This window comes from Citrobacter sp. MGH103 (assembly GCF_001034475.2).
In the GTDB taxonomy this organism is placed as follows: Bacteria; Pseudomonadota; Gammaproteobacteria; order Enterobacterales; family Enterobacteriaceae; genus Citrobacter; species Citrobacter freundii.
Map to the genome: position 1 here is coordinate 2,642,270 of NZ_CP073043.1, position 13,186 is coordinate 2,655,455.

General features: G+C 50.3%; 13 protein-coding genes. 8 read left to right on the forward strand and 5 right to left on the reverse strand.

The window, feature by feature from the left end:
- The first annotated feature begins 125 nt into the window (after positions 1 to 125).
- Together SK33_RS12735 and folM are read left to right on the forward strand one after the other, a co-directional pair.
- Positions 126 to 1,508, forward strand: coding sequence for an amino acid permease (locus SK33_RS12735; RefSeq protein ID WP_003843569.1), 1,383 nt, complete (start codon positions 126 to 128; stop codon positions 1,506 to 1,508).
- Positions 1,509 to 1,544: 36 nt separating this feature from the next.
- The gene (gene folM, locus SK33_RS12740) at positions 1,545 to 2,267 is read left to right on the forward strand and encodes a dihydromonapterin reductase (protein WP_048218963.1); all 723 of its coding nucleotides are present in this window, start codon (positions 1,545 to 1,547) and stop codon (positions 2,265 to 2,267) included.
- On the opposite strand, the gene SK33_RS12745 is transcribed toward folM, so the two are convergent.
- Positions 2,264 to 2,599, reverse strand: a complete 336-nt coding sequence (locus SK33_RS12745) for a GlpM family protein (RefSeq protein ID WP_048218964.1) — start codon at positions 2,597 to 2,599, stop codon at positions 2,264 to 2,266. The genes folM and SK33_RS12745 overlap by 4 nt on opposite strands.
- A 118-nt stretch (positions 2,600 to 2,717) precedes the next feature.
- Between SK33_RS12745 and rstA the strand changes: the two genes are divergently transcribed.
- Positions 2,718 to 3,461, forward strand: coding sequence for a two-component system response regulator RstA (rstA, locus tag SK33_RS12750; RefSeq protein WP_170926231.1), 744 nt, complete (start codon positions 2,718 to 2,720; stop codon positions 3,459 to 3,461).
- Positions 3,462 to 3,706: 245 nt separating this feature from the next.
- Positions 3,707 to 5,047 carry a cation:dicarboxylate symporter family transporter gene (locus SK33_RS12755; protein WP_048218965.1) on the forward strand — a complete coding sequence of 447 codons (1,341 nt, stop codon included), beginning with the start codon at positions 3,707 to 3,709 and terminating at the stop codon, positions 5,045 to 5,047.
- Positions 5,048 to 5,099: 52 nt separating this feature from the next.
- Here the strand turns inward: SK33_RS12755 and SK33_RS12760 are convergent, their stop codons facing one another.
- Together SK33_RS12760 and SK33_RS12765 are read right to left on the reverse strand one after the other, a co-directional pair.
- Positions 5,100 to 6,128: a HoxN/HupN/NixA family nickel/cobalt transporter gene (locus SK33_RS12760; protein ID WP_003028954.1), complete on the reverse strand. Its 1,029-nt coding sequence runs from the start codon at positions 6,126 to 6,128 to the stop codon at positions 5,100 to 5,102.
- Between the two features lie 115 nt (positions 6,129 to 6,243).
- Entirely contained in the window at positions 6,244 to 7,086 is an 843-nt protein-coding gene (locus tag SK33_RS12765) for an aminoglycoside phosphotransferase family protein (protein WP_032949241.1), read from the reverse strand.
- A gap of 190 nt (positions 7,087 to 7,276) precedes the next feature.
- Between SK33_RS12765 and SK33_RS12770 the strand changes: the two genes are divergently transcribed.
- Positions 7,277 to 8,068, forward strand: coding sequence for an MBL fold metallo-hydrolase (locus SK33_RS12770; RefSeq protein WP_016150203.1), 792 nt, complete (start codon positions 7,277 to 7,279; stop codon positions 8,066 to 8,068).
- 26 nt (positions 8,069 to 8,094) lie between these two features.
- Here the strand turns inward: SK33_RS12770 and SK33_RS12775 are convergent, their stop codons facing one another.
- Positions 8,095 to 8,439: a DUF1294 domain-containing protein gene (locus tag SK33_RS12775; protein ID WP_003028959.1), complete on the reverse strand. Its 345-nt coding sequence runs from the start codon at positions 8,437 to 8,439 to the stop codon at positions 8,095 to 8,097.
- A gap of 234 nt (positions 8,440 to 8,673) precedes the next feature.
- Between SK33_RS12775 and SK33_RS12780 the strand changes: the two genes are divergently transcribed.
- The 3 genes from SK33_RS12780 (at position 8,674) to tus (ending at position 11,725) form a co-directional block, all read left to right on the forward strand.
- Entirely contained in the window at positions 8,674 to 9,192 is a 519-nt protein-coding gene (locus SK33_RS12780; protein ID WP_048218967.1) for a membrane protein, read from the forward strand.
- Between the two features lie 228 nt (positions 9,193 to 9,420).
- Positions 9,421 to 10,722 (forward strand): two-component system sensor histidine kinase RstB, encoded by a 1,302-nt coding sequence (gene rstB, locus SK33_RS12785; RefSeq protein ID WP_003028962.1) that lies wholly within the window; start codon positions 9,421 to 9,423, stop codon positions 10,720 to 10,722.
- Positions 10,723 to 10,795: 73 nt separating this feature from the next.
- Positions 10,796 to 11,725, forward strand: coding sequence for a DNA replication terminus site-binding protein (gene tus / locus SK33_RS12790; protein ID WP_048218968.1), 930 nt, complete (start codon positions 10,796 to 10,798; stop codon positions 11,723 to 11,725).
- Here tus and fumC read toward each other — a convergent pair.
- Positions 11,722 to 13,125: a class II fumarate hydratase gene (gene fumC, locus SK33_RS12795; protein WP_003028966.1), complete on the reverse strand. Its 1,404-nt coding sequence runs from the start codon at positions 13,123 to 13,125 to the stop codon at positions 11,722 to 11,724. The genes tus and fumC overlap by 4 nt on opposite strands.
- Positions 13,126 to 13,186: the final 61 nt, after the last annotated feature.

The window sequence follows — 13,186 nt, forward strand, 5'->3', positions numbered from 1 at the left end:
TCTCTATCCCCATTGCATGCGTTCTCTTCTCTCCGTAAAATCCCGCGCCTTAGTGGCTTTCACCATTTTTATGCGGTTTGCCAAAATAATTATTCTCTCACTCTCGTTTTTGTAACTGGATACAAATGGAAAAGAAATTGGGTCTGAGCGCACTGACCGCGCTGGTTTTAAGCTCAATGCTCGGCGCTGGCGTTTTCAGCCTGCCACAAAACATGGCGGCAGTAGCCAGCCCGGCTGCATTACTGATTGGTTGGGCGATTACCGGTGCGGGTATTCTTTTGCTCGCCTTTGCCATGCTGATCCTGACGCGTATCCGTCCTGAACTGGATGGCGGTATTTTTACCTATGCGCGTGAAGGTTTTGGCGAGCTGATTGGCTTCTGCTCCGCGTGGGGATACTGGCTGTGTGCCGTTATCGCCAACGTTTCGTATCTGGTCATTGTCTTCTCTGCACTCAGCTTCTTTACCGACACGCCTGAGTTACGTCTGTTTGGCGACGGTAATACCTGGCAGTCGATTGTGGGCGCATCGATGCTGCTGTGGATCGTACACTTCCTTGTGCTGCGCGGTGTGCAAACGGCAGCCAGTATTAACCTGGTCGCGACGCTGGCGAAATTACTGCCGCTGGGTCTGTTTATCGTGCTGGCGTTCATGCTGTTTAAGCTCGACACCTTTACTCTCGATTTTACCGGCGTAGCATTGGGCGTTCCCGTCTGGGAGCAGGTCAAAAACACCATGCTCATCACCTTGTGGGTATTCATCGGTGTGGAAGGCGCGGTGGTGGTTTCTGCCCGTGCCAGAAACAAACGCGATGTCGGACGCGCCACGCTGCTGGCGGTACTTGCCGCACTGGGCGTTTACCTGCTGGTCACCCTGCTGTCTCTGGGCGTTGTCGCACGTCCCGAACTGGCGGAGATCCGTAACCCGTCAATGGCCGGTCTGATGGTTAAAATGATGGGACCATGGGGCGAAATTATTATCGCCGCAGGTCTGATTGTTTCCGTGTGCGGCGCCTATCTAAGCTGGACGATTATGGCGGCAGAAGTGCCGTTCCTCGCCTCCACGCACAAAGCGTTTCCGCGCATTTTTGCGCGACAGAACGCGCAAGGCGCGCCATCGGCGTCGCTATGGCTGACCAACATCTGCGTACAGCTCTGCCTGGTGCTGATCTGGCTTACTGGTTCCGACTACAATACGTTATTGACTATCGCCTCAGAGATGATTCTGGTGCCCTATTTGCTGGTCGGCGCATTTCTGTTAAAAATTGCTACCCGTCCGATTCATAAGGCTGTCGGTATCGGGGCGAGTATTTATGGCATATGGTTATTGTATGCGTCAGGTCCGATGCACCTGCTGCTGTCCGTAGTGCTGTATGCGCCAGGACTGCTGGTTTTCCTTTATGCCCGTAAAACGCACGCGCATGAAAACGTATTAAAACGCCAGGAGATGGCGCTGATCGGCCTGCTGCTTGTTGCTGCTGTGCCGGCTACCTGGATGCTGATGGGGTAACGTTATACCCATCGTTCGCGACATATGGAGATTACGATGGGTAAAAAAAACCCTTTGCCAATTCTTATCACCGGAGGTGGTCGTCGTATCGGCCTCGCCGTCGCATGGCACTTTCTGAACCAAAAACAGCCAGTTATCGTCAGCTACCGTACGCACTATCCTGCCATTGACGGCCTGCGAGAAGCGGGCGCGATTTGTATCCCTGCTGACTTTTCCACGGATGAAGGCGTGCTGTCCTTTGCTGATGAGGTCAAAGCTCAGACAGATGGCTTGCGTGCTATTGTGCATAATGCCAGTGCCTGGCTTGCAGAAAAGCCTGGTACACCGCTGACCGATGTGCTGTCAGCCATGATGCAGATTCATGTCAATACGCCCTACCTGCTCAACCACGCACTGGAAAGATTACTACGCGGTCATGGACACGCAGCCAGCGATATAATCCATTTTACTGATTATGTTGTGGAGCGCGGCAGCGACAAGCATATTGCTTATGCTGCCAGCAAAGCGGCGCTGGATAATATGACCCGCTCGTTCGCGCGCAAACTGGCACCGGAAGTGAAAGTGAACGCGATTGCCCCTTCACTTATCCTGTTTAACGAGGGTGATGATGCAGAGTATCGCCAGCAGGCACTGAACAAATCACTGATGAAAACCGCGCCAGGTGAAAAAGAGGTCATTGATTTAATTGACTATCTGTTAACCAGCTGTTTTGTCACCGGACGTAGTTTTGCCCTTGATGGCGGGCGTCATCTGCGTTAGTGCAGTTTGATCCAACAAAAGATCAGCAACCACGCGCTCAGGCTCCAGCACACCACTGATCCGCCGAGCGCAACGGGTAAGCGCATAAATCCGGTGAAATACCACAGCGAAACGAGGTAGACAAAATAGGGAATAATCGACCACATGCTGAATATGATGGTTGTACGTAACGCCTCGATCCCACGTTCACTGGCCACGATATAGTGGGCAATCAACGCAAACGTCGGGAACAACGGAATTAATCCGGCAATATAGTAATTCTTTGTTTTCGCCAGCAAGCCAATCAACACCACCACCAGCGCACCGAGCGCCGCTTTTATAACGAGTCCCATCACTCTGCCTTAACACATCAATAACATTAGCCCCTAGCATAACGGAAGCGTTCTTGTTTAGAAAAGATTAATGGAAGGAAAAACCAGGGCGGTGTATGTTGGCGTTTTATATTCAAAAATTAATGATATGAACACCATCGTATTTGTTGAAGATGATCCCGAAGTTGGCTCACTGATTGCAGCCTATTTGGCCCGGCATGATATTGAGGTTATCCTTGAACCTCGTGGTGATTTGGCCGAGGAGAAAATCCTGCACGTTCAACCCGATCTGGTGTTATTAGATATCATGCTGCCGGGCAAAGACGGGATGACTATCTGCCGAGATTTACGCGGACGCTGGCAAGGCCCGATTGTCCTGCTCACCTCGCTGGACAGCGACATGAACCATATCCTGGCACTGGAAATGGGTGCTTGTGACTATATTCTGAAAACCACGCCGCCAGCGGTGCTGCTGGCTCGCCTGCGTCTGCACCTGCGTCAGAATGAGCACTCAACCCAGTCTAAAGGCATTCAATCGGCGACCATCACACCGCACACAACGCTGCGCTTCGGCACACTCACTATCGACCCAACCAACCGCTCCGTGCTGCTCGGCGGCGAGCAAGTTTCTCTTTCCACCGCTGATTTTGAATTACTGTGGGAGTTGGCAACCCATGCCGGGCAGATTATGGACCGCGATGCGTTGCTTAAGAACCTGCGCGGCGTAAGCTATGACGGCATGGATCGCAGCGTAGATGTCGCGATTTCCCGGTTACGCAAAAAACTGCTCGATAACGCGACTGAACCTTATCGAATCAAAACAGTGCGCAATAAAGGTTATCTCTTTGCCCCCCACGCCTGGGACGACGAGCCACAGAAGTAATGCCACCGGGCCGATCTCATCGTTCGGCTGGATTATTCACAATACGTTACACTGTCACTTAAAATCGTCTACAGAACAGGCATACAAACGCCATCCGACGCCGTTCCACACTTTTTGTGTGGCTGTTACCCTCCCCCCTCCCTATAATCCGTCGCGGTCCTGAACCCTTATGGTTCATCGGTTTTTTCGCACTAACAAAACTCTTTCCGGCATTTCAGGTGCTGAATGAGGCAAGAGGCTACAATATGTTCGTTTCGCTCGCGTATATCGCGTTCTTTTTGGTTTGTTCATGGGCAATTTTCAGAATCAACCAAAAAAGTCACTCTCTTTCAAAAAGCGTCTTCATCGCTATTTTTACGGGTGCCGTTATCGGTTTATCCCTGCATCTCATTGCTGCTGACGAAAGAAAAACAGTTATCGACTGGTACAATGTTATCGGCAACGGCTATGTGAATTTACTGAAGCTGGTTGCGGTACCGCTGATTTTCATCTCTATTCTCTCAGCCATTAATAAGCTCGAAAACAGCGCTGGCATTGGGAAAATGTCGTTAACCATCGTCGGATGCATGCTCTGTCTGGTAATGATTGCCGGTTTTATTGGGCTGTTGACTGCGCATGTATTAGGCCTTGACGCCAGTGCGTTTGTTCATATGCAGTCCACGCTGACGGCAGACGATGTAAATAAAACAGCCGCCATTTCACTGCCTAAACTGGTTACATCTCTGATCCCCACGAATATCTTCCTCGATCTAACAGGGGCCAGAAGCGTTTCCGTCATTGGCATTGTTATTTTCACCCTACTTGCCGGCGTGGCATTATTAAAGGTCAAACAGGACGCCCCGCAAGAAGGTGAAAAATTAAGTGCTGGCATTAACGCTATCCAGATTTGGGTGATGAAAATGGTGCGTATCGTTATTGCTCTCACCCCTTATGGTGTGATGGCATTAATGGCAGGCGTATTTTCCGCGTATCGATTTGAACAATTTGCAAGTCTGTTAGGCTTTATTGCTGCCTGTTACCTTGCGATTCTGATGATGTTTATCGTCCACGCACTGATACTGGTTCTGAGCGGTAATAATCCCGTTCACTATTTTAAAACTGTCTGGTCAGTTTTAACCTTTGCATTTGTTTCACGCAGCAGTGCAGCATCTATTCCACTGGCTATTTCCGCACAAGAAAAATTTGGCGTGCAAAACACCATTGCCAACATTGCGGCTTCATTCGGCTCCAGCATGGGTCAAAATGGCTGTGCCGGGATCTATCCAGCTATTATGGTGGCGATGATTGCTCCAACAATTGGGATTGATCCGCTATCAGTACATTTTTTGCTCGCCATGCTACCTGCGATTGCGCTGGGTTCTATTGGGGTGGCGGGTGTAGGCGGTGGCGGAACATTTGCTGCGCTGATCGTCCTTTCAACACTGAACTTCCCGGTCGCGCTGGTGGGGATTTTCATTGCTATCGAGCCTGTCGCCGATATGGCCAGAACGGCATTAAACGTGAACGGTTCGATGATGTCTGGCGTGCTGGCTAACAGGCTCCTGAAAAAGAGTGCTGAAAAACCACAACCCGTGAACGCGAATTAGTCAGTCCTAAAAAGATCAAAGCCTTCCTGTTGCTGGAAGGCTTTCTTTTGTGTCAACTAAACGTCAGCCCGTCGTATTTTTTCCAACGGTAATTTACGGCAGAGATAATCCAGCAGCCGATAAAGACGCCAATAATCACAAAACCGACATTCCCCATATGGTCACTTAAATTGCTGACGGTATCCCACAAACCACCCTGAAGCGAAAACGCGTCAGAGAGAAGCCCCAGCGCCTCCAGTCCGCCAATAAATAGCGCCACAATCACGGAAGTCCCGGTAATGGTCATATTGTAATAGAGCTTGCGTTGCGGCTTATTGAACGCCCATCCGTAGGCCTCAACCATCAGAATACTGTCGAGACAATCAATTAACGCCATACCGCAGGTAAACAGCGCCGGGAACACGAGAATTGACCAAACCGACATGCCACTGGACGCGCTTGAAGCAGAAATTCCCAGCAAAGAAATTTCAGTGGCGGTATCAAAACCCAGACCAAAAAGAAAACCGACAAAATACATATGCCAGTCTTTGCCTACCAACCGAAACGCTGAGCGGAAAAGCCAGTTCAGAGGACCTGAAACTGTAATGTCTTCCGTGGTGCCATCGTAAGTACCGGTGCGTTTAAGATGGCGGAATGCCTTCCAGACCTGGCAGAAAATAATGAGATTAATGGTAGCCAGAATCAGCAAAAACGCGGCAGAAACCGAAGTTCCTATCAGACCGCCGACATTCTGAAACCATGCCATATGTTGCTTAAACACGCTGGTGGTCAGTGCAATGCCAATGCTTGCCAGTACCACAATGGTGGAGTGCCCCAAAGAAAACCAGGCTCCCGTCGTCAGGGCGCGTTTTTTCTGCTGCATGAGTTTACGTGTAGCGCTGTCTATCGCGGCGATATGATCGGCATCGACAGCATGGCGTAAACCGTAGCACCACGCAATCAGACTCAGTGCAAGCAATGACGTGTTGTTGCTAAACGCGGTGAAAGCCCACAGCCACGCCACGATGTTTGCCCCGATGAGTAAGACCATCAACAAAAGAATATTCGGGCGTTTTTTAAATAATGAAAACAATGCGTTCATTGTTTCCCGCCAATTAAATTTGAGCTAAACAACACACCACCACTCACTGATTAATTAATATAACGTTTATCAGGCTAATGATAACTCTTAAGAATTACTAACCCAGTGTCGTAGATCAAAGTTGATTATCACCTGAAGCAAGTTCCGCCATCGCTAGCTCCGCAATACGCAGAGGTACCGTTGCGCTGTCCCCCTCTTGCAGAAACCAGACGGACGACAACCCACACCAGGCAACAATCCACATCAGCAAACGTTGCCGTTCAATTCTTGCGATTTCAGACACAATGTTGACTCGTTGTGTGAATGTTTCCGGCTCAATGGCAACAGGTCTGGTGGGTTCGGCAAGATCAGGGTTAGTAAAAATATTGGCGTAATCAAAGCCACGCTCGCCTAGCAGCCCTTTGGGATCGATAGCCAGCCATCCTCTCGTTCCGAAATCAAGAATATTGCCGTGGTGTAGGTCACCGTGTAATACGACTTCATCATGGGGTGAAGATAGCAGTACATTTGCCACCACTGCACAACGCGTCAGGATACCGCCATGCTTTTTCGCGGCAGGAGCCAGATCGCTAAACCAATGGTGTAGAGGTGTTAACGCTGGCGTAGACGCATTCCGGGAGAAATGGAGTCTACTGGCAGCATGGCAAATAATGCGACAAGCCTGCGCATCGTTACCAGTCCAGGACATGTCCGCTAAAGACCCTGTCCCTGTCGCACGTTCCAGCAGAATCGCCCCTGCTGCATGAGCAAGTACTTTCGCTGCGCCATTTCCGTTCCACCAGACCATGAGTTCACAGCCGATCCGTTCACTGTCATCGTCGGTGATTTTAAGTATGGCTTTCTGACCGTCCCTGATGACCACTACAGGCAAAAGCTGTGATGTGTGTGTTTCAACCGGTTCACCATCTGGAGTGAGTCCCCAACGGTTGAGCCAGGTGTTGAACAGGCGATTTTCCAAACAATATCCTCATTTTTCTCTGGAAGATGGTAACCAAAAGGATCCGTGTCGGCATTATTCCTGTTTTCTTTTGGTTGAGCTACAACCTCCCACAGCCGTCATCACTGACTTAACGGGTTGAGCACTAACAGGCACATCCTTGTGTATCTGTGTGCCATGCTGACTGTGTTCGGTAAATAAGGAGGACACGATGATCACGTTATGCAAAACCTGTGGAACATCCTATGAGGTAACTGGTGCCCATCCGGAACAGTGCGATATCTGCCAGGATGAACGCCAGTATGTCCCTGCGAGCGGACAGGAATGGGTCGATTTTACCGCCCTGTGTGCATCGCATACAAATAAGTGGAAGCAACACGACAGTACTCTCCTCAGCATCCGCACCGTTCCTGATTTTGCAATTGATCAGCGCGCGTTTATTCTGCGTACCTCTGAAGGCAATATTTTATGGGACTGCATTGCCTCGCTCGACGATGCCACAAAAACGCTAATAACGTCCCTTGGCGGGCTTAAGGCTATCGCGATATCGCATCCTCATTACTACACCACCATGCAGGACTGGGCTGCAGAATTTAACGCGCCTATTTACCTTCATGCCAGCGACAGAAGGTGGGTAATGCGCGACAGCCCGTGGATTAGATTCTGGGATGGCGACACCATTGAGTTAACCCGTGACGTCACGGTAATACGTCTCGGCGGACACTTTGCTGGCGGCTGCGTCCTGCACTGGGCGCGTGACGAAGGCGTGGTGCTTTCCGGCGACATCGTCCAGGTTACGCCAGGTGCGCATGCCGTCTCTTTTATGTGGAGCTACCCTAATATGCTACCGTTGCCAGCTGCAACGGTCAGCAACATTACCCAGAGACTGAGTAAAGTGAAATTTAAGCAACTTTACGGCGCATTTGCAGGAAAAGATATTACGCAAAATGCCGATGAAATTGTGCGGCGTTCAGGTGAAAAGTATATTTCCTGCCTCAGATAAACCGGCAGTTTATTCACCAACCAGACTCAGGAAGGTAAAAATGGATAGAACTGATAAACCACGCCCATCACAGAAATACTCACTATCACACTGATAATGAAGTAGGTTTTGAAAGGCTGCTTTTGTGTTTTATGGCGAAAGATTTGTTGACCCGCTATCGCGCCACCCCATCCGCCCACAACGCCAAACACCAGCAATGTGGATTCCGGCACTCTACGCCAGTCCTTGCGTGCCGCCATTTTGTCCACGCCGTATAACAGCAACGTCAGTATGTTGGCGAGTAGAAACCATATGACAAGAGGGTGAGCGGTGAAAATGCAGCCGATCGCTGCAAAAATGAGTAGCGAATAACAACAGCGATTGAGATTCATATTTTCAGTCACAGCACTTTTCAGGAAGTTTCGTCACCCATTATACGCAAGGTCAGTCATCCCTGCCATGGGTGAGAATACCCCTTTTATTTTTATGCCTATATCCCCAGAAATAGCGGAAATTCTCTGGTCTGCGGCGTACCTAACAATTCAAACAAGAGAACCGTTTTCATTATTCTGAACAAATGATAATTTATTAAACCCAAATGGAAAAATTGTTCTGGAGTCACAGGGATGAGAAAATACTCATATCCATATTTGTTTTTTGTCACCGTATTATCTCTCGGCGCAATTTTTCTTTTTTACTGGTGGAAGGTATCGATATACAGAGCGACTTTTCTCTACCCGCTCACATCAAAATACCTCATGCTTATTTCTCTGGCAGTGTCATTTTTAATTACCCTATTTCTGGTAGGTAATGGGATAATGAAAAAAAGTCCCTTCCAAACTTATCTGAAATTATTTGGTAGCATCAGCATTGCCATGGTGCTGTTTTCAGTGATCACAATTATGGCGATAACCTGGTTCATTCCAGGTGTCCCCTCGTCCTATACTGCTCCATACACCTACTCTACAGGAAGTTCTAAAAGCTGTTCGGGGGCTGATGTTGACGATCCGGATCTCGGGACTAACATCAGAATTTGCTATCCCGAAGGTAACTACGAATATAACAACACAATCTATGTTGAGAAACGAAGTAACCTTTTAGGTGCGGTCGTAACATACGCCAGAACAACACCATCCCGATTTTGATTAACTTGCCGCTTACAAAGCAATGCGTTATCAAGCGAAAGGTCATTTCGCCCCCGTAGGGGCCATAAGAATGCAGAAAAGAGTTATACAGTGTACTCTGCCTGGATAAATACGCCAGATGGTGATCAGATAACCTTTCTGATCCGACGCATCGGCAGATACTGCTGTGCCCCTTTTCCCCTGAGGGACACGAGAACTCGCTAACTTATTGAGCGTTCGGTGATTTTTATGAAGAAACTGTTTGTGCAGTTTTACCTCCTGCTGTTTGTCTGCTTTTTGGTGATGACCCTGTTGGTCGGCCTGGTATACAAATTCACCGCAGAACGCGCAGGCAGACAATCGCTCGACGATTTGATGAAAAGCTCGTTGTACCTGATGCGCAGTGAACTACGCGAAATCCCGCCACGCGATTGGGGTAAGACGCTGAAGGAGATGGACTTAAACCTCTCATTTGACCTGCGTGTTGAACCGCTGAATAAGTACACACTGGATGCCCCAACCATGCAGCGTTTGCGCGAAGGCGATATTGTGGCTCTTGACGATCAATACACCTTTATTCAACGCATTCCTCGCAGCCATTATGTGCTGGCAGTCGGCCCGGTTCCTTACCTCTATTTTCTTCATCAAATGCGCCTGCTGGACATCGCGCTGATGGCGTTTATTGCTATCTCACTGGCCTTCCCGGTACTGATCTGGATGCGTCCACACTGGCAAGAAATGCTAAGACTCGAATCCGCCGCACAACGTTTTGGTGAAGGACATCTGAGTGAACGCCTTCATTTTGACAACGGTTCCAGCTTTGAGCGCCTGGGCGTAGCGTTTAACCAAATGGCCGACAATATCAATGCGCTGATCGCCAGTAAAAAACAGCTCATCGATGGTATTGCCCATGAGCTTCGTACTCCGCTGGTACGTTTACGTTACCGGCTGGAAATGAGTGATAACCTCACCGGGCAGGAATCTCAGGCGCTTAATCGTGATATCGGCCAACTGGAAGCGTTGATCGAAGAGTTACTGACCTACGCCCGCCTGGATCGCCCGCAAAATGAACTGAAGCTCAGTGTACCTGACCTGCCTGTTTGGTTGACAACCCATCTGGAGGATGTGCAAAGCGTGAATCCTGGCCGTACGGTGCACTTACGTCATCTCGAAACTGGCGACTACGGCGCGTTGGATATGCGCCTGATGGAGCGGGTCCTGGATAATTTGCTGAACAATGCCCTGCGCTATTGCCAGTCTACAGTGCAAGCCAGTCTGCTGCTGAACGGCAATCAAGCCACGCTGGTAGTGGAAGACGACGGTCCCGGTATTGCACCAGACGCTCGCGAACAGGTTTTTGAACCGTTTGTACGCCTTGACCCCAGCCGTGACCGGGCAACCGGGGGTTGTGGGCTTGGGTTAGCCATCGTCCACTCAATTGCTTTGGCTATGGGGGGGACGGTCGTCTGTGATGAAAGTGAACTTGGCGGTGCCCGGTTTACTTTCCGTTGGCCCGTCTGGCATAACATTCCCGAAATTTCAGCTGCCTGACCTATTCTGCTCGGTGGTCAGGCAGTGGAGGTTGTGCTATAAAAAAGTATGTTGTAACTAAAATGGTAAACCTATGGCCCGTTACGATCTTGTTGACCGCCTGAACGGCACCTTTCGCCAGATGGAACAAGAACTGGCACTTTTGAACGAAAACCTGTTGCAGCAGACGCTGCTGATTGCGCGCGTATTCTCGTTACCGGAAGTGGCTAAAGAGGCAGAGCATGCCCCTCTGCAGAGCATTAATGTTAAGCAGCATTTAGGCAAAGAGGCTGAAGCGCTGGCACTGCTCCATTACCGTCACCTGTTTATTCAGCAGCAGTCCGAAAACCGCAGCAGCAAAGCGGCCGTCCGCCTACCGGGTGTATTGTGCTATCAGGTTGATAACGCGGCGCAATGTACTCTGGAAGAACAAATCCAGCGTATAAACCAGTTGAAAACCACCTTCGAGCGCATTGTTACAGTGGAATCAGGGCTGGCGCCGGCAGCACGTTTCGAATGGGTGCATCGTCATCTGCCAGGGCTGATTACTCTGAATGCCTATCGTACGCTAACTGTAGTCCGCGATCCTGCCACCCTACGATTTGGCTGGGCTAATAAGCACATCATTAAAAACCTGAAACGCGATGAAGTACTGCAGCAACTGGAAAAAAGCCTGACGTCACCGCGCAGCGTACATCCCTGGACACGTGAAGAATGGCAGGAGAAGCTTGAACGCGAATATCAGGATATCGCCGCCTTACCGCAGCAGGCCCGCCTGAAGATCAAAAGGCCGGTAAAAGTGCAGCCTATAGCCCGTGTCTGGTACAAAGGAGAGCAAAAACAGGTGCAATATGCCTGCCCGACGCCGCTGATTGCTTTGCTTAATAACGACAACGGTATGACCGTACCGGATATCGGCGAGTTACTTAATTACGATGCCGAAAACGTTCAGCATCGTTTTAAACCTCAGGCGCAGCCGTTGAGATTGATTATTCCCCGGCTGCACCTGTACGTTGCGGATTAACTGCCTGGCCGCATGCTGCCAACCATCAGCTCCGGGCGTACCCAGCTGTCGAACTCCGCTTCGGTTAGATATCCCAGCGCCAGAGCGGAGGCTTTTAAGGTCAGCCCTTCTTTATGGGCTTTTTTGGCAATTTCAGCCGCTTTATCGTAACCGATATGGGTATTGAGCGCGGTCACCAGCATTAGCGACTCGTTGAGCAGTTGATCGATTCGTTCACGATTAGGCTCAATCCCCGTCGCGCAATGTTCATTGAAGCTTTCCATACCGTCCGCCAGCAGGCGTACCGATTGCAGGAAGTTGTGGATGACCATTGGTCGATAAACGTTGAGCTCAAAGTTACCTGACGCCCCGCCCATGTTGATGGCGACATCGTTGCCCATCACCTGGCAGCAAAGCATAGTCAGCGCTTCACACTGGGTTGGATTGACCTTGCCCGGCATGATCGAGCTGCCCGGTTCGTTTTCCGGAATTGAAATTTCGCCAATACCACACCGGGGACCGGATGCCAGCCAGCGTACATCGTTGGCGATTTTCATCAGCGACGCTGCCAGTCCTTTTAGCGCGCCGTGAGCATGAACCAGGGCATCGCAGGTGGCGAGCGCTTCAAATTTATTCGGTGCGGTAACGAACGGCGCACAGGTGATGACCCGCAGTTCATCCGCAACCCGGCGGGCGTATTCGGGATGAGTGTTCAGTCCGGTACCTACCGCGGTTCCCCCCAACGCCAGCTCCGCCACGTGTGGTAAGCTGTTTTCAATGTGTCTGAGGTTATGTTCTAGCATTGCTACCCAGCCGGAAATCTCCTGGCCAAGCGTAAGTGGAGTTGCATCTTGCAGATGTGTACGACCAATTTTAACGATATCGGCGAAAGCGTGGGACTTATCACTGAGCGTTTTGGTCAACACATTTAATTGAGGGATCAGTGACTTACGCAGCGCCAGCAGTGCGGCAACGTGCATTGCGGTCGGGAAGACATCGTTCGAGCTTTGGCTTTTATTGACATCATCGTTGGGGTGTACTTTTCGCTCCATCCCCCGCACGCCGCCCAGCAACTCGCTGGCCCGGTTTGCCAACACCTCGTTCATGTTCATATTGCTTTGCGTGCCGGACCCAGTTTGCCAGATGGCCAGCGGGAACTCATCGCGGTGTTTATCTGCCAACACCTCATCTGCAGCCTGCATAATAGCCCTGGCTTTATCCTCCGCCAGCAGCCCAAGATCCTGGTTAACCTTTGCCGCGGCGCGTTTAGTCAGCGCCAGCGCATGGATCAACGAGACCGGCATTTTCTCCGTAGAGATACGAAAATGTTCCAGTGAACGTTGGGTTTGCGCGCCCCAAAGCTTATCGGCAGGAACATCAATCGCCCCCATTGAATCATTCTCGCGGCGTACCGTTACCATTACCTGCTCCTTACATTAACAATTGATTAGGTTATGTTTCGACATTGCCCACTTGCGTTGG